The sequence below is a fragment of the Janthinobacterium sp. P210006 genome (assembly GCF_036231885.1).
Lineage (GTDB): Bacteria > Pseudomonadota > Gammaproteobacteria > Burkholderiales > Burkholderiaceae_D > Janthinobacterium > Janthinobacterium violaceinigrum.
In genome coordinates this window covers 924,049-941,199 of record NZ_JAZARD010000003.1, presented here as the reverse complement: position 1 = coordinate 941,199, position 17,151 = coordinate 924,049, and the positions used below count along the sequence as shown (strand labels likewise).

At 64.6% G+C, this 17,151-nt stretch carries 13 protein-coding genes; 7 read left to right on the top strand and 6 right to left on the bottom strand.

Annotated elements, in window-relative coordinates:
- The first annotated feature begins 79 nt into the window (after positions 1 to 79).
- A complete protein-coding gene (locus VPH41_RS18155) occupies positions 80 to 1,492 on the top strand; it encodes an aminotransferase-like domain-containing protein (RefSeq protein ID WP_328571023.1) in 1,413 nt (470 codons plus the stop codon).
- 101 nt (positions 1,493 to 1,593) lie between these two features.
- Entirely contained in the window at positions 1,594 to 1,941 is a 348-nt protein-coding gene (locus VPH41_RS18150; RefSeq protein ID WP_152258157.1) for a DUF4870 domain-containing protein, read from the top strand.
- Positions 1,942 to 1,962: 21 nt separating this feature from the next.
- Here the strand turns inward: VPH41_RS18150 and VPH41_RS18145 are convergent, their stop codons facing one another.
- From VPH41_RS18145 to VPH41_RS18135, 3 genes are read right to left on the bottom strand one after another with little or no spacing between them, the layout of a single operon-like run.
- Entirely contained in the window at positions 1,963 to 2,391 is a 429-nt protein-coding gene (locus VPH41_RS18145) for an SMI1/KNR4 family protein (protein ID WP_328571022.1), read from the bottom strand.
- A 44-nt stretch (positions 2,392 to 2,435) separates the two neighbouring features.
- Positions 2,436 to 3,083, bottom strand: coding sequence for a 3'-5' exonuclease (locus VPH41_RS18140; protein ID WP_328571021.1), 648 nt, complete (start codon positions 3,081 to 3,083; stop codon positions 2,436 to 2,438).
- Positions 3,084 to 3,092: 9 nt separating this feature from the next.
- Positions 3,093 to 3,602 carry a ProQ/FINO family protein gene (locus tag VPH41_RS18135; protein ID WP_034758713.1) on the bottom strand — a complete coding sequence of 170 codons (510 nt, stop codon included), beginning with the start codon at positions 3,600 to 3,602 and terminating at the stop codon, positions 3,093 to 3,095.
- 561 nt (positions 3,603 to 4,163) lie between these two features.
- Here VPH41_RS18135 and rpoD point away from each other — a divergent pair.
- Entirely contained in the window at positions 4,164 to 6,707 is a 2,544-nt protein-coding gene (gene rpoD, locus VPH41_RS18130) for an RNA polymerase sigma factor RpoD (protein WP_152282531.1), read from the top strand.
- Between the two features lie 64 nt (positions 6,708 to 6,771).
- Here the strand turns inward: rpoD and VPH41_RS18125 are convergent, their stop codons facing one another.
- The 3 genes from VPH41_RS18125 to ppc form a co-directional block, all read right to left on the bottom strand.
- Positions 6,772 to 7,911 carry an HAF repeat-containing protein gene (locus VPH41_RS18125; RefSeq protein WP_328571020.1) on the bottom strand — a complete coding sequence of 380 codons (1,140 nt, stop codon included), beginning with the start codon at positions 7,909 to 7,911 and terminating at the stop codon, positions 6,772 to 6,774.
- Between the two features lie 55 nt (positions 7,912 to 7,966).
- The gene (locus VPH41_RS18120) at positions 7,967 to 9,760 is read right to left on the bottom strand and encodes a PAS domain-containing sensor histidine kinase (protein ID WP_328571019.1); all 1,794 of its coding nucleotides are present in this window, start codon (positions 9,758 to 9,760) and stop codon (positions 7,967 to 7,969) included.
- A gap of 175 nt (positions 9,761 to 9,935) precedes the next feature.
- On the bottom strand, positions 9,936 to 12,776 hold the full coding sequence (gene ppc / locus VPH41_RS18115) for a phosphoenolpyruvate carboxylase (protein WP_328571018.1): 2,841 nt from the start codon (positions 12,774 to 12,776) through the stop codon (positions 9,936 to 9,938).
- Positions 12,777 to 13,019: 243 nt separating this feature from the next.
- Between ppc and hemC the strand changes: the two genes are divergently transcribed.
- Genes hemC through VPH41_RS18095 form a run of 4 tightly spaced genes read left to right on the top strand, consistent with a single transcriptional unit; the run spans position 13,020 to position 17,151 of the window.
- Positions 13,020 to 14,024, top strand: coding sequence for a hydroxymethylbilane synthase (hemC, locus tag VPH41_RS18110; protein WP_328571017.1), 1,005 nt, complete (start codon positions 13,020 to 13,022; stop codon positions 14,022 to 14,024).
- Positions 14,017 to 14,799 carry a uroporphyrinogen-III synthase gene (locus VPH41_RS18105; RefSeq protein ID WP_328571016.1) on the top strand — a complete coding sequence of 261 codons (783 nt, stop codon included), beginning with the start codon at positions 14,017 to 14,019 and terminating at the stop codon, positions 14,797 to 14,799. The genes hemC and VPH41_RS18105 overlap by 8 nt, the downstream gene beginning before the upstream one ends.
- Complete coding sequence (locus tag VPH41_RS18100) at positions 14,796 to 15,950, top strand: uroporphyrinogen-III C-methyltransferase (protein ID WP_328571015.1); 1,155 nt, start codon at positions 14,796 to 14,798, stop codon at positions 15,948 to 15,950. The genes VPH41_RS18105 and VPH41_RS18100 overlap by 4 nt, the downstream gene beginning before the upstream one ends.
- A 4-nt stretch (positions 15,951 to 15,954) precedes the next feature.
- Positions 15,955 to 17,151, top strand: coding sequence for a heme biosynthesis protein HemY (locus VPH41_RS18095; protein WP_328571014.1), 1,197 nt, complete (start codon positions 15,955 to 15,957; stop codon positions 17,149 to 17,151).

The following is a 17,151-nucleotide window of genomic DNA, read 5'->3' as shown; positions in this document are numbered from 1 at the left end:
ACCCTAGCATATAACGTGTGCTGTCACGGTGACAGGATCAGTTGTGCAATAAAACTACGGATCAGTTTGAGGAGCAGGGTTGAAACGATATGAGGAATTGGCGGAAGAAGTGGCCGCCATGATAGCCACGCAGCTGTTGCTGCCGGGCGATAAATTGCCTTCCGTGCGCCAGCAGCATGCGCGGCGCGGCGTGAGCCCGTCGACGGTGTTCCAGGCCTACTATTTGCTTGAGGCGCGGGGCATGATCGTCTCGTGTCCCCGCTCCGGCTATTACGTGGCGCCGCAGCGCGCCGCGCTGGCCCCCGAGCCGGACAGCTCGCACCCGCTCGACGCCAGCACCACCGTCGATGTCAGCGACCTCGTGTTCGAAGTGCTGGGGGCTGCGGGCGCGCGCGATATCGTGCCCTTCGGCTCGGCCTTCCCCAGCCCCCATCTGTTCCCGATGGAACGGCTGGCGCGGGCCGTGTCGGCCAGCATGCGCCGCCTCGACCCGTGGAGCACCGTCACCGATTTATCCCTGGGTAATGCCGAACTGCGCCGCCAGATCGCCCTGCGCTACCAGCTCGACGGCGTGCCCGTTTCCAGCGACGACATCGTCATCACGAATGGGGCGCTGGAAGCGCTGAACCTGTGCCTGCAAGCCGTCACGCGGCCCGGCGACACGGTGCTGATCGAGTCGCCCAGCTTCTATGCCTGTCTGCAGGCGCTGGAGCGGCTGGAACTCAAAGCTGTCGAGATCGCCACCAGCCCGCGCGACGGGGTCGACCTGGCGGCGCTCGAGGAATTGCTGCAGCGCCACCAGCCCAAGGCGTGCTGGCTGATGACGAGCTTTCAGAATCCCCTGGGCAGCCTGATGCCGCCGGAAAAGAAGCGCGCGCTGGTTGCGTTGTTGGCGCGCCATGGCGTGCCCCTGATCGAGGATGACGTGTATGGCGAGCTGTACTTCGGCAAGCAGCGCCCGGGCTTGACGAAGAGCCACGACAGCGCGGGCCTCGTCATGCATTGCAGCTCGTTTTCCAAGACCCTGGCGCCCGGCTTCCGGCTGGGCTGGGCCGTGGCGGGCCGCTACGCGCGCCAGGTTGAGCGATTGAAACTGACGACCAGCCTGTCGGCGCCGATTCCGCTGCAGATGGCGCTGGCCGACTACCTGGCGCAGGGCGGCTACGACCGCCATTTGCGCCAGCTGCGGCTGACCCTGGCGGCGCAGCAAAACACCATGCTGCAAGCGATCGCCGTGCATTTTCCGCCTGGCACGCGGGTCACGCGGCCGCAGGGTGGTTATTTCGTCTGGGTGGAGATGCCCGCCAGTGTCGACGCGCTGGCCTTGCACCGCAGCGCGCTGGCGGCCGGCATCAGCATCGCGCCCGGCCCCATTTTTTCCGCCACGCGCGCGTTTCGCCACTGCGTCCGCCTCAATTACGGCCACCCGTGGAGCCCGCAGCTGGAAGAGGCCATCGCCACCCTGGGGCGGCTGGCGCAGGCGGCGGCCTAACGACGCATGCAAAAAAAGTCCCTGGTGGCAGCAAGTGTTTCATTCCAAAAAGAAATATTGCTGTTATATTGATGTATCTATAACTAATGATGGGAATGATAATGGATAACACGCAGCCGGAAGTGGGTCGTACGCAAGATACGACGATCGCCATCCTGTCCCACGTTGGCGGCCTGTTCACCAGCTGGGTGGCGCCGCTGATCATTTATTTGATCAAGAAAGACGATGCGGATAAATTCTCGGCCGAGAACGCCCGCGAAGCGCTCAATTTCCAGATCACCCTGATCATCTGGTATTTCGCCTGCTTCATCCTGTCGTTCGTGCTGATCGGCCTGTTCCTGTTCTGGGTGGTGGCGCTGGCCAACCTGGTGTGCTCGATCGTCGCGGCCGTCAAGGCCAGCAACGGCGTCACCTACCGCTACCCCTTGACCTTGCGCCTCGTCAAGTAAGGCTGCACGGCCTGCCGGGTGTCAGCCCGGGCGGCCGGGCAGCGCCAGGAATGCAGCAAAGCCGGGCGCCACCGTGGTGGTGGCGCCGGTTTCGTGCGACCACAGCACGACTGCCGGTTCGCCCGCCGCTCCCGTTTGCGCATAGTCAAAACAATAGTAATCGCCCGTGCCGAACTGGGCAAAGGGCAGCAGGCTGCCGGCGTCGTTGCCGGACCCGTCCAGATTCTCCAGCCACTCCTGCCAGTCTTCCTGGTAGTGGCGCGTAATCGATTCCCACGTCTTGCGCGCGTTGGCCGCATCGTAGACGGGAAACACGCTCAAGGCGCCCAGCGCGCGGCCATTGTTCACCAATAACCATTGCACGAAGGACGGGGGCAGCGCGCGCCCCAGCGCCTGTTCGGCGGCCGCGATCGCGGCGGGCGTGGTGCCGGTCGATGTATTTTTGCTCATGCGAATATGTGACGGTGCCGGCCAGGCGCGGTGGCTGGGCCCGCTCAGGCAGGCACGGCGGGCGGCGCCGGCGGCGTGCTGGCGCGCGGGGCCTTCTGCGGCGTGACCTTGCCGCCGTCGGCGATCCAGCGGCGGTACACGCGCAGGGCCACTTGCGCATCGTCGGCCGCGTACAGGATCTGCTTTTCCGTCAGGCGCGCGGTGGCCCAGTTGGTGGTGGAGATCTTTTTCGATTTCTGCAGGTGCAGGCCGAAGAACTTGGCCACGGCCGTCTTCGCGCCCAGGTCGTTGCGCTGGCCGCCGCGCAGGGCGACGGACAGGTCGAGCACCTGGGCCGGCGCGATGCCCAGCTTGTTGCGCAGGCGCTTGACGTCGTCGGACAGGCCGAAGCCCACCTTCAAGGTGGTGGTCGATTCGAGGATGGCTTTCAGTTCGGCCAGGGCCGGGGCCGGCGTGCTGCCCACCTGGAACAGGTAGGCGATGTCGTCGGTGGCCAGCTGGATCAGGTGCGGTCCCGTGGAGGACTCGCCCTTGACGAACGTCGGCTTCGATTCCGTATCGAAGCCGATGGCGTCCGCTGCCAGCAGGGCAGCCATGGCTGCCCTGGCGTCGTCACTGGTGCGTACCAGCTTGACGTGGTCGAGTGCGATGCCTTGATACGGGGGCAGTGGCGGTGCGGCAGCTGTGTCCATGAAACCGGATCAGCCTTTGCGCGAGAATTTCGCGGTCAGCTGATTCAGTTTTTCCAGGCGCAAACGGTTCGCTTCTTCGGCGGCCGCGGCGTCGCGTTCGGCTTTCTTGCGCTCGGCTTCTTTCTTGAAGCGTTGCTGCAATACTTGCGTGGCGTGGTCGCGGTGCGTTTGCGTCACTTCCGCGCCGGCTGTGCCGTCGAGGTCGTAGCGTACCTTGGCTTTTTCCATCACGCGCAGGTAGCGCAGCGAACCCGTGTGGATGCCCAGCGCCGTGCGCATCAGCTTGCGGTCCAGGTCCGGCAGGCGCGCCAGGATCTGCTTGTCGATACCGATCGACAAGGGCAGGCAATCGCGGAATGGCGGGAATTGCTCCTGGAATTGCTTGAGCAGCGCGCGCGCGGTCAGGCCGGCAGGCGCCGGCGTGGTCGCTGCGGCCGGTGCCGCCGCTGGGGCTGCATCGACTGGCGTGTCAGGAGTGGTGGCTTGCTGGTCTGGCGTGGAGCTGGTCATCGACATCATTGGTTGGGCTATAAAAGGGGAGCATAGCACGCGCCACAGGCAAGTGCATTGTCTTTTTTGGCAACTTGCACTGCGATAGGCGGGTCCGCACTACAGCGGCCACAGCGCGAAATGCGGGAAATGTGTATAATGTCGGCTTGCGCTGATGACTGGACCCCATGTTTGACGGTCTGGCTCAGGTGTGCAGGGGATAGGAGCAGTGCGGTGCAGGGCCATGATTATTGACATTTTTGATATCAGATATTTTGCTTATCAATTATCCAGATAACTGGCCTTCGTGCATAATCTTGCTCTCCGCTGTGTCTTCACTGAACAACAATAGATTCAAGCCCGTTCTGGTACGGGCTTTTTTTCATTCCGCAATGTACATCGCTTATTTATCTGACCCGGCTTCGGCCCCGCCGCCGCTGGATGCGCGGGCTTTGAACGTCCCGATAGACAGGCGCCGCTGCCGTTAACGGCAGCCGCAACAATACGCTCCATCGAGTCCGGTTTCGCAGGCTTAGGTGGAATCATTCACTTCGCGCCGACACCATCTGGTCTCGCATTAAGAGATATCTCATGAAGAATACGCCAAAAACTTTAACGTTGTCCGCCAAGGCGCCACGCCCAGCCGCGGCACCGCTTGCCGTACCAAAAACGACTTTATCTTACTTCATCGATAATGCGCAAGCGAATCCGGAAGCCACCGTCACGACGGCGCCTACCGTTGTCACCGTCGTCAAGAAAAGCCGCTCGCGCCTGGCTGCCGTGCCGCCCGCCGAAACGGTAGCGGAAGCAGCGGTTGCCGCGCCCGTGGCCGAGGCTGCCGAAGCCGTAGAAGCGGCGCCCGCCAAGACGCCGAGCGTCAAGGTGGCGCCCAGCGCCAAGGCAGCGCCTGCACCGCGCAAGGTCAGCGAAAGCGCCGCCACGAACAAAGTGGTGACGGCAGCCCGTTCGAAAGTCGTGCGCGCCAAGCCCGAAGCGGCGCCCGTGACCATCATTACCGGCGCGCAAGTGGTCAGCAAGACCACGGACGCCGATGCCCTGGCCGCCATCGACACCTCGAATTACTTCTTGCCGACCGTCAAGGTGCCGGGCCGCCGCGGCCGCAAGCCCAGCGAATTCACGCCGGAAAACGATGAAGTGGCCGCACTGAACGCCGTCGAGCGCGCCGAACTGAAGGCCGTGTCGAAAGCGCGCGACCGCAAGGCCAAGGGCGGCCTGGCGGACGCGCTGGGCGATCCGGAAGCGTCGGCAGCGGACCTGGAACGCCGCCGCAAGCAGATCACGGGCTTGATCAACATGGGCAAGGAACGCGGTTTCCTCACCTATGCCGAGATCAATGACCAATTGCCAGAAAACATCATCGATCCGGAAGCCATCGAAGGCATCATCGCCACGTTCAACGACATGGGCATCGCCGTCTACGAACGCGCCCCTGACGCGGAAAGCCTGTTGTTGACCGACAACGTCGCCACCGTCACCAGCGACGATGAAGTGGAAGCGGCTGCCGCGACCGCCCTGTCGACGGTCGATTCCGACTTCGGCCGCACCACCGACCCCGTGCGCATGTACATGCGTGAAATGGGCGCCGTGGCGCTGCTGACGCGCGAAGGCGAGATCGAGATCGCCAAGCGCATCGAAGGCGGCCTGAAGGACATGATCCAGGCGATTTCCGCCTGTCCCACCACGATCGGTGAAATCGTTGCGCTGTCGCAAAAAATCGCGCGCGATGAAATCAAGGTCGATGAAGTGGTCGACGGCTTTGTCGATTTGAACGAAAGCAATGCCCCGGCCCCTGCTGCCGCCGCGCCTGTCGCCGCCAGCGGCGACGACGAGGAAGAGGAAGAAGAAGCAGAGGAAGAAGACGGCGACGCCAATGGCGGCGCGGCCGGTTTCTCCAGCGAGCAATTGGCCCAGCTGAAAAAGAATGCGTTGGAGAAATTCAACGTCATTTCCACGCAGTACGACAAGATGCGCAAGGCGCCCGAGGGTTACAACTCGAAAGCCTACGTCAAGGCGCAGGAAGCCATTTCGCAGGAATTGCTGGGCATCCGCTTCACGGCCAAGGTCGTGGAAAAGCTGTGCGACACCCTGCGCGGCCAGATGGAAGAAGTGCGCCACATCGAGCGCGCCGTGCTGGAACTGTGCGTGAACAAATGCGGCATGCCACGCGCCCACTTCATCAAGGTATTCCCGGGCAATGAATGCGACCTGGAATGGGTCGACCGCGAAGTCGACTGCAAGTACCCGTACAGCGCCATCCTCAGCCGCAACGTGCCTGCCGTCAAGGAGCTGCAAAAGAAGATGATCGACCTGCAGGCGCGCGTGGCCCTGCCGCTGGCGGACTTGCGCAAGATTAACAAGCAGATGGCTGCCGGCGAAAAGCGCGCCCGTCACGCGAAACGCGAAATGACGGTCGCCAACTTGCGCCTGGTGATTTCGATCGCCAAGAAATACATCAACCGCGGCTTGCAATTCCTCGACCTGATCCAGGAAGGCAACATCGGTCTGCTGAAGGCCGTCGACAAGTTCGAATACCGCCGCGGCTACAAGTTCTCGACCTATGCCACCTGGTGGATCCGCCAGGCCATCACGCGTTCGATCGCCGACATGGCCCGCACCATCCGCGTGCCCGTGCACATGATCGAAACGATCAACAAGATGAACCGCATCTCGCGCCAGATCATGCAGGAAACGGGCAGCGAGCCGGACCTGGCGACCCTGGCCGTCAAGATGGAAATGCCGGAGAACAAGGTGCGCGAAATCATGAAGATCGCGAAAGAGCCGATTTCCATGGAAACGCCGATGGGCGAAGATGGCGATTCGCAACTGGGCGACTTCATCGAAGACAACACAACGCTGGCGCCGCTGGACGCCGCGCTGCACGCGTCGATGCGCAACGTGATCAAGGAAGTGCTGGACTCCCTGACGCCGCGCGAAGCGAAAGTGCTGCGCATGCGTTATGGCGTGGAAATGTCGAATGACCACACCCTGGAAGAAGTGGGCAAACAGTTCGACGTGACGCGCGAGCGCATCCGCCAGATCGAAGCGAAAGCCATGAGCAAGCTGCGCCAGCCTTCGCGTTCGGACAAGCTGAAAACCTTCTTGACTCAAAATTAAGTAGTCAACAGGCAATAAAAAAGGAGGCGCGAGCCTCCTTTTTTTACGCCCGTACCGCGCAGCCTTACAGGAAATGCATGCGCTGGCCCGCCAGGCCCGCGCGGTGGCGGCGCTGCAGCTTGTACAGCAGCACGCCGCTGGCGGAGATGAGGAAGGTGATGACCAGCCAGTCCAGCGGGTTGCTGCGGTGCGGCGCGGGAGCCGCTTGCGACGGCACGGCGAAGGCCTGGAACTTGTGCCCCGTGTAGATGGCGCCCACCACCAGGCCCGCATCCGTGATCTTGTTGGTCAGGTACAGGCCGTCGTCGCGGCGGCGCACCGTCATCACGCCTTCCTTGTAGACAAAGGTCATCGGCTCATAGCCGTTGATGTTGACGCTGCCGACCACATGGCCGGCCGCGTTGACGGCCGTGGCGTAGCTGTCGCCCTGGCCGATCATGGCGCCCAGGTCGAGCATGCGCTTGCCGTCCCAGGCAAACGCGTGCCAGCGGCGTTTCTCCGTTTCCGACGCGCCCACGATCAGGCCCGCGTCATTGATGGCGGTGGCCGAGCTGATGCGTCCGCCGGGCAGGGTGCCGATTTCCTGCATGCCCGTGCCGGGGCGGTAGACGAAGGCGCGGCGGAAGCCGTCGCTGCGCTGCGCCGTGCCCACCACCACGCCATGCGTGTTCAGGCCGCTGGCATAGCTGCTGGCGCCGCCCAGGGTGCCCAGGTCTTGCAGGCTGTGATCGGCTTTCGTGACGAAGGCGTGGAAGTCGCCGCCGCTCGTATCGGCATAGCCGGCGATCGTGCCGTCGCGCGTGATGGCCGTGGCATAGCTGCTGGTGCCGCCCAGGGTGCCCAGGTCGCGCATGCCGCCCGCATCCTCAAAGCGGAAGGCATGCCAGGCGCCGCTGGCCGTCTGCGCGGAACCCACCACCACGCCATGGGTATTGATGGCCTTGGTGAAACCTTCATTGCCGCCCAGGGTGCCCAATTCGCGGATGCGGCCATGCTGATACGTCACGGCGCGGCGCCGTCCTTCTTCTTCCAGGATGACGCCGGCCACCAGGCCAGCGGGATTGAGGTCGGATGCGATGCTGCCATTGCCATCCCTTTCGCCAAAGCCGCGTTCGGCATAGATGGCGGCGCTGGCGCCGGGAACGGCCGCCAGCAGGAGCAGGCCGAGCAATGGGGTGCGGAAGCAGGAGAACCGTGGCAGCATGTTAGTTTCCTCAAAGAAAAAACCCACTATACTTTTTTATGCTGAAAATGCATACTTAATTTGCTACTGTTTTTACTAATTTTTGTATTTCATCATTGTCGGCCAGCGCGGCAGCCTGCTGCGGCAGATAGATGGCCAGTGCCGTGCCCCGGCCCGCCTGGCTGTCGATGCGCAGCTCGCCGCCCAGTGCGTGGACTCGTTCGCGTATGCTTTTCAGGCCGAAGGCGGCCCGCTTGCCGTGGTCGCCCGGCTGCATGCCGATGCCGTTGTCGCTGATGCGCAGCACGATGGCGTCCGCATCCTGCGCCAGCGCCACTTCCACTTCGCTGGCCTGGGCGTGGCGCACGATGTTCGACAGCGATTCCTGCAGGACGCGGAAGATGGCCGACGTCTGGCGCTGGTCCAGGCCCAGGTCGGGCGCCTCGCTGTCGAGCGTGAGGCGGTAGCGGATGGGACCGCGGTTCTCCATCTGGCGTATCAGCCATTCGGCCGCCGGGCCCAGTCCCAGTTCCAGGGTGCTCGGGTGCAAGTCGTTGATGATGGTGCGCACGGAACGGATGGTGGTGTCGATGGTGTCGAGCACGCGCTGCGCGTGGCGGTGCAGGCGCGGGTGGGTGCGGGCCGTGCGCGCATGCAGCAGCGACACGTCGATGCGCAGCACCATCAGGTTCTGGCCCAGGTCGTCGTGGATGTCGAGCGCGATGCGGCGCCTTTCCTCTTCCTTGATGGTCTGCTGGTGGTCGGTCAGTTCGCGCAGCTGGGCCAGGGTGCGTTCCAGGTTTTCCTCGTTGCGCTTGCTGTCGGTGATGTCGATGGCCATGGCGATGATCATCTGCGGCTGGCCGTCCGCGTCGAACACGGGTTTCTTGTGCGTCTGCAGCAGGCGATTTTCCTGCAGCTGCGCGTTCCATACCAGTTCTTCGCGGATCACCACCTGGCGGCTGGCAAACGCTTCCTGGTCCGCCGCCTGGAAGTCTTTGGTCTGTTCCTCGGGAAAATGCTGGACGTCGCGTCCTTCGGCGATGTCTTGCTGGCGGACGCCCCATTGCTGTTCGCAAGCCTGGTTCATCAGCACGACGCGCGAATCGGCATCCTTGAGGAACAGCGACAGGGGCATCATGGAAATGATGTCCTGCAGCCGCTCTTCGCTGCGCGCCAGCGCCGCTTCCGTTTGCGCGCGCATGGCGATTTCCGCGGACAGCTGGATATTCAGGTCGAGCAGCTGGGCCGTGCGCAGGGCTACGCGGTTTTCCAGCTCCGCATGGGCCAGGCTCAATGCGTGTTCGGCTCGCTTGTGTTCGGTGATGTCGCTGATCAGCACGAGCGCGCCCGTCAGGCGCCCCTGGCGGTCGTGCAGGCGCCGCCCGCTGAGCATGGCCCAGCGGTCCGTGCCGTCGCTGTGCTGGAAATGCAGTTCGCCCATGCAGCTTTGCTCGGCGGCGCGGCGTAGCGGACACAGGCGCTGCAAGGTGGCTTCGTCGTGGAATTCATCCATCGAGTGGCCCAGCAAGGCTTCCGGCGGGAGGCCCAGCATGTCGCACAGGCGCTGGTTGATCTGCAAGATCGTGCCTTGCGCATCCGTCTGCCACATGCCGTCCTGGGCCGTCTCGGCCAGGTCGCGGTAGCGCATGGCGCTGGCGTCGAGCTGCTGGCGCGTGCTGGCCAGGTGGGTGCGCAGCTTGTGCATCAGCCACAGGGCCGTGCTGGCGGCGGCCAGCAACAGCAGGGCCAGCCCGGCGTGCTCCCAGAAACCGAGCTCCGACCAGGCCACGCCCGCCAGCCAGCCCAGCATGATCAGGACGAGGGCGGCGCATGCCGCGCTCAGCGTTTCAATTGACCATTTGCTCATCCGCGTCCCTGGCGTCATGGTTGGCCGCTGCGGTGCGCAGGGGGCCGGAGTGGGGAAGTATCCGACGCTAGTGTAATACCAGATGTTGTTTTCTTGAGAATATTTTTCCAACAGGAAAGCAAAAAGGCCGGCCCTTGCGGTGCCGGCCCCTGCCTGCCGATGGCGGCCGGCGCGATCAGCCCGTGTTGCGCAGGCCCGCTGCCACGCCGTTGATCGACAGCTGGATGCCGCGGTGCACGCGCTCGTCGATCCGGCTTTCCGCCGACAGGGCGCGGTTGCGCTTGATCAATTCCACCTGCAAGTGGTTCAGCGGGTCGAGATAGGCAAAGCGGTTCTGGATCGAGCGGGCCAGCAGCGGATTGCCCGCCAGGCGCTCCGTATTGCCGGTGATCAGTTCCAGGCAGCGCAAGGTGTTGCCGTGCTCGTCAGTGATGCGCTTGTAGATGCGTTCGCGCAAGCCCTGGTCCGCCACCAGTTCCGCGTAGCGCGAGGCAATGGCCAGGTCCGTCTTGGCCAGCACCATGTCCATGTTCGACAGCAGGGTGGCAAAGAACGGCCAGCGCGCGTACATGGCGCGCAGGGTGGCGATCTTTTCATCTTTCGCGCCGCCTTCCGCCTCGTTGATCCAGGCCTCGATGGCGCTGCCGAAGCCGAACCAGCCCGGCAGCAGCAAGCGGCACTGGCCCCAGGAAAAGCCCCAGGGAATGGCGCGCAAGTCTTCGATGCGCTGGTTGGCCTTGCGCGAAGCGGGGCGCGAACCCAGATTCAGCTCGGCGATTTCCGCGATCGGCGTGGCCGAGAAGAAATACTCCGTAAAGCCCGGCGTCTCGTACACGAGGTGGCGGTAAGCGTGGTAGGCCAGGTCCGACAGCTGCGCCATCACGGCTTCGAACTGCGCCAGCTCGCTGGCATGGGCCGGGCTGGCCGCTTGCGGCGCCAGGCTCGCTTCCAGGGTGGCCGCGACCAGCAATTCCAGGTTGCGCCGGCCGATTTCCGCATTGGAAAACTTGGAGGCGATGATCTCGCCCTGTTCCGTCAGGCGGATCTGGCCGTTGACGGTGCCCGGCGGCTGGGCCAGGATGGCTTCGTAGCTGGGGCCGCCGCCGCGGCCCACGGTGCCGCCGCGGCCATGGAACAGGCGCAGCTTGACGCCCGCCTTCTGGAAGTCGGCGACCAGCGCCAGTTCCGCCTTGTACAGTTCCCAGTTCGACGTGAGGAAGCCGCCATCCTTGTTCGAGTCGGAATAGCCGAGCATGACTTCCTGCAGCTGTCCCTGCTTGGCGATCAATTGCTGGACCAGCGGCAAGGCCATGAGCTGGCTCATGATGCCGGCCGCGCGCTGCAGGTCCGGTATCGTTTCGAACAGGGGGATGACCATCAGCTCGCAGCGGCTGTCGCCAGTCTGCCAGTCCGTGCGCAGCAAGCCCGTTTCCTTTTGCAGCAGCAGCACTTCCAGCAGGTCGGACACGGTTTCCGTGTGCGAGATGATGTAGTTGCGGATGGCCCGCGCGCCGTAGCGCCGGCGGATGTCGCGCGCCGCGCGCAGGATGGCCAGTTCGGAATCCGTTTCCGTGGCGTAGCTGATGTAGGGCGAATACAGCAGGCGGGGCTGGGCCAGTTCGCTCAGCAGCAGCGCTTCCTTGTCCGCTTCGGACAGGGCCGTGTAGTCGGCGGCCACGCCGCTTTTGGCGAACAGGTCGGCCAGCACGCGCTCGTGCACGTCGGAGGTCTGGCGCATGTCGAGCGAGGCCAGGTGGAAGCCGAAGATGTCGGCCGCGCGCGCCAGTGTGGCCAGGCGGGGACGCACGAGGGCAGCGCCGTGGTGCGATTCGAGCGAGGCGACGATGGTGCGCAGGTCGGCCACGAACGCGGCCGCGTCAGGATAGGCGGCCGCCGCGCCCACTTCCTTGCGCAGGATGTTGGTGGCGCCCAGGGCGCGCGCGGTGGCGGCCAGGCGCGCATAGATGCCGATCAGGGCGCGGCGGTACGGTTCGTCGCTGCGGTGGGGCGAAGCGTCCGGCGACTGGTCGGCCAGCGCCTGCAGTTCGGCGCTCACGCCCACCATCAGGGTGGAGACGGACAGTTCCGCGCCCAGGGTGTGCACTTCGTCGAGGTAAAAGTCGAGGATGGTGGTGGCGTGGCGCGCCAGCGCATGCTGCATGGTGCCCGCGTTGACGTTGGGATTGCCGTCGCGGTCGCCGCCGATCCAGCTGCCCATCTGCACGTAGGCGGCATTGATCGGTTCGATGGTGCCGTCGCCGTTCGGGTATTCGGCGGCGATGTCGTCCTCGATATCGTCATACAGGCCCGGCAGTTCGCGCAAGAAGGTGATGCGGTAATAGGACAGGGCGTTTTCGATCTCGTCGGCCACCGTCAGCTTCGAATAGCGCAGCATGCGCGTCTGCCACAGGGTGGCCACGCGCGAGCGCAGCAGCTGCATATTGGCTTGCCGTTCCTTCGGCGTCTGCGGCAGGTCGCGCTCGGCCAGCAGGCGGGCGATGTCGTGTTCGGCGTCGAGGATGCTCTTGCGCTGCACTTCCGTCGGGTGGGCCGTCAGCACGGGAGCGATCAGCGCGTCCTGGAAGAAGGTGTCGACCGTCTTGCGGGGCACGCCGGCCAGGCGCAGTTTTTTCAGCGCGAAGCTGACGCTGCCCTTTTGCGCGGGCGAACCGGCCAGCAGGTGGGCGCGGCGGCGGCGGATGTGGTGCTGGTCTTCCGCGATGTTGGCCAGGTGCGAAAAGTAGGAAAAGGCGCGCACGACGGAAATCGTCTGTTCGCGGCTCAGCTCCTTGAGCATGGCGTCGAGTTCCAGCGCGGCGCCCGCGTCCGCTTCGCGGCGGAAGCGCACGGAAGTCTGGCGTATGGTTTCCACCACATTGAAGACGGCGTCGCCTTCCTGTTCGCGCAGCACGTCGCCCAGCAGGCGGCCCAGCAGGCGGATGTCTTCTTTCAGTGGGGCGTCCTTGTCGGAGCCGGCCGCTGGAACTATTTCTGGTGCTACTGCGTCATTGAGCATAATAAAGAACCAAAGTAAGTGTAAAAGCAAGGGAATGAGGATCGCACCGGGCGTTTGGCCGCAGAGGGGAGGGGGCGCATGATAAAATTTGTGGTCTTCAACATGGACGCTAGCCTGACTTGGCCTTCTAGGCTAAGCGATAACGATTATAGCGATGCCAGGCGCCACCCGATACAAAATTGATATCAGACGGGCGAAATGGCAACGATAATGACAACGACAGCCACAGCGAAAGAACTTGTTTTGAAAGCATCCGAATTGACCCCGAACGAATTGCATATTCCTGCCCGCCTGGTGATCGCCACGCGCGAGAGCCGCCTTGCCATGTGGCAAGCTGAACACGTGCGTGCCCGCCTGGCCGCCCTGTATCCGCAGTGTAGCGTTGAAATTCTCGGCATGACCACACGCGGCGACCAGATTCTCGACCGCGCCCTGTCCAAGGTAGGCGGCAAGGGCCTGTTCGTCAAGGAGCTGGAAGTGGCGATGGAAGAAGGCCGCGCCGACCTGGCCGTGCATTCGCTGAAAGACGTGCCGATGGAGTTGCCGGAAGGCTACAGCCTGGCCGCCATCCTCGAGCGCGAAGACCCGCGCGACGCGTTCGTGTCCAACGATTACGCCAGCCTGGCCGAGCTGCCGCACGGCGCCGTCGTGGGCACCAGCAGCCTGCGCCGCCAGTCGCTGATCGCCGCGCGCTATCCGCACCTGACGATTCTGCCCCTGCGCGGCAACCTCGATACGCGCTTGGGCAAGCTGGACCGTGGCGACTACGCCGCCATCATCCTGGCTGCCGCCGGCCTGAAACGCCTGGGCCTGGCGTCGCGCATCCGCGCCGTGCTGGCGCCGGAAGACAGCCTGCCGGCCGCCGGCCAGGGCGCCATGGCGATCGAGATCCGCGGCGCGCGCGCCGACGGCGCCGACCTGGCGCGCCTGCTGGCGCCGCTGAACCATACGGCCACGGCGCAAGCCGTCACGGCCGAGCGCAAGGTGTCGAAGATCTTCGGCGGCAGCTGCCAGATTCCCCTGGCCGCGTTCGCCACCGTCGACGGCGAACAGATGCGCTTGCGCGCCATGGTCGCCACGCCGGACGGCGCGCGCATGGCCAGCGCCGATGTCAGCGGTGCTGCCGATGCGCCGGAACTGCTGGGCGAACAGGTGGCCGAACTGCTGCGCGGGCAAGATGCCGCCGGCATCCTCGCCTCGTGCGCCGTGACGCCTGACAACCATGAAGGCCTGGCGCCGCATGCCTGACACCGTGGTGATCACGCGGCCCGCAGCGCAAGCGGGGCCGCTGGCGGCCCGGATCGCGGCGCTGGGCTGGCCCGTGACCCTGCTGCCGCTGCTGGAAATCCACGCGCTTGACGGCGCAGATGAGTGCGCGCAGCTGCAAGCCGTGCTGGCCCGCCTGCGCGACTATGACCTGGTGGCGTTCGTCTCGCCCAACGCCATCGACTGCGTCTTTGCCCACTTGTCCGCCTGGCCGGCCGGTTTGCCGCTGGCCGTGGTGGGCGAGGGCAGCCGTCTGGCGCTGGCCGCCCACGGCGTCACGGACGCGAATGCAGCCATCACGAGTCCGCTGGACACGGCGCGCAGCGATTCCGAACACCTGTTATTGGCGCTGGACTTGCCGGCCCTGCACGGCAAGCGCGTGCTGATCGTGCGCGGCGATGGCGGACGCGACTACCTGGCCGACGGCTTGCGCGCGGCCGGTGCCAGTGTCGAGTTCGTCACCGCCTATCGGCGCAAGGTGCCGAGGCTGACCCCCGCCTTGCGGGCGACCCTGGAAAACCTGTTGCAGCATAATAACAACTGGATCATCACCAGCTCGGAAGCGCTGCGCGGCTTGCTGGCGCTGCTCGAGGAATTGGATGGCAAAAAGATAGCTGTTGCGAAAATGCAACAGCAGCATCTGATCGTGCCGCACGCCCGCATTGCACAAACGGCGGCGGCCCTGGGTTTTGCCCGTGTCACCCTGACAGGATCAGGCGACGCAGGAGTGCTCGCCGCGTTACAATCACGACCATGAACGAAATGCCTACACTCTCCGAACCGAATGCAACGCCTGGCAGCGCCGTGAAGACGGCGCCGCAGGCGGCCGACCAACCCGCTGGCCGTGCGCCGACCCTGCTCGAACAGCTGCAAAAGCCCATGAGCATTGCCGTCATCGTGCTGGCCGTGCTGCTGGCTGCGCAAAGCTGGTCGACCAGCAAGCAGATCCGCAACCTGCGCGAAGAAGTGGCCAAGCGCCTGCAAAAAGGCGATGTCAGCAATGCCGAAACGGGCGTGCTGGCGCGCAACGTGCAAGAAGGCACGAAAGAGCTGCAAATCAAGGTGGGCGCGCTGGAAAACCGCCAGAGCGAAACGCAAAGCCAGCAGCTGGCGCTTGAGCAACTGTATAACGACCTGTCGAAGAACCGCGACGAGTGGGCGCTGACGGAAATCGAGCAAGTGCTGTCGACGGCCAGCCAGCAGCTGCAACTGGCCGGCAACGTGCCCGGCGCGCTGATCGCCCTGCAAAACGCGGACCGCAGCCTGTCGCGTTCCGACAAGCCGCAATTCATCACCATCCGCCGCGCCATCGGCCGCGACATGGAAAAACTGAAAGCCCTGCCCAGCGTCGATTCGACGGGCGTGGCCCTGCGCCTCGACGCCGTGATCGCCCAGATCGACTCGCTGCCGATGCTGTCCGACGAAACGCCGGCCTTGCCGGCCACGCCGGAAAAACCGGGCAAGGCCAAGGCCAAGCCGGCGCGCGATGCTAGCGGCAAGCTGGTGGGACCGCCGGAGCCGGAACCGCTGCTGCAAAGAGTACGCGACGGCTTCAATACCTGGAGCGGCGACATGTGGAGCGATGTGCGTCAGCTGATCCGCATCCGCCGCGTCGATACGCCGGAAGCGCTGATGCTGTCGCCGACGCAGTCGTATTTCTTGCGCGAAAACGTCAAGCTGCGCCTGCTCAATGCCCGCATGGCCTTGTTGTCGCGCAATGAAACGGCGTTCCGCAACGACTTGATCGCTGCCCAGGATGCGCTGGCCAAGTATTTCGATACGCGCGCCAAGAGCACGCAGACGGCGCAAGCGCTGCTGCGCCAGGTGCAGGCCAGCAACCTGGCCATCGAAATGCCAACCTTGTCCGACAGCCTGACGGCTGTGCGCAACTACAAAGCGAAGTCCTGAGCCCATGCGTCTATTTCTCTGGTTACTCGCCCTGATGGCCGCGGCGATCGGTATCGCCGTGACGGCCCGTTTCAACCCCGGCAACGTGGTGCTGTTCTATCCGCCATACCGCATCGACTTGTCGCTGAACTTCTTCCTGTTGCTGCAGGTCGTGCTGTTCGTGCTGCTGTACCTGCTGGTGCGCGCCGTGCGCGCCACCGTGCGCATGCCGGCGCAAGTGGCGGCCTACCGCCGGCGCAAGCGTGAGCGCGATGGCAACAAGGGCTTGCGCGAAGCCTTGAAAGCCCTGTTCGAAGGGCGTTTCGGCCATGCGGAAAAAGCCGCCTTGCGCGCCGCCGAACTGGAAGAAAATGCGGGCCTGGCCGCGCTGATCGGCGCGCGCGCCGCGCACCGCATGCGCCAGTCCGAACGCCGCGACAGCTGGCTGGCCCGCGTCGAGGACGACGCCAGCCTGAAGACGGCCCGTTTGATGACGGTGACGGAATTGCTGGTCGACGACCACCAGCCGGAAGCGGCGCTGGCCGCCGTGCGCGAACTCAACGCCAGCGGCACGCGCCACATCCACGCGCTGCAATGGTCGCTCAAGGCCGAGCAGCAGGCGAAGAACTGGCCCGAAGTGCTGCGCCTCGTGCGTTCGCTGGACAAGCACCGCGCCCTGCATCCGGCCCTGTCGTCGCGCCTGCGCGAGCTGGCCTACGACCATTTGCTGTCCGACCCGTCGCATGACGCCGAATCGCTGATGCGCGTCTGGTCCACCGTGCCGAGCGCGGACAGGGTCAAGCCGTATATCGCCTGCCGCGCCGCCACGGCCCTGAATGCGCGCGGCCTGCACGACGAAGCGCGCCTCGTGTGCGAAGAGTCGCTGGCCGCCGACTGGGACGAGCGCGTCGTGCGCGCCTACCGCGAAGCGGCGGCGCCAGCCGGCACGCCGGCCCTGCTGCTGCAGATCGAACATTGCGAGCAATGGATGAAGCAGCGTCCGCTGGACGCGGAACTGGCGCTGACCCTGGGCACCCTGTGCCTCAAGCAAAAACTGTGGGGCAAGGCCCAGCGCCACCTGGAGCAGGCGCTGTCCGACGCGAACGAGCCGCAAATGGTGCGCGACGCCCACCTGAAGCTGGCGCAGATGCACGATGCCTTGCAGCAGACGGAACAAGCCGCCGCCCATTACCGGCAGTGCGCACTGGCCACCATCCTGTAA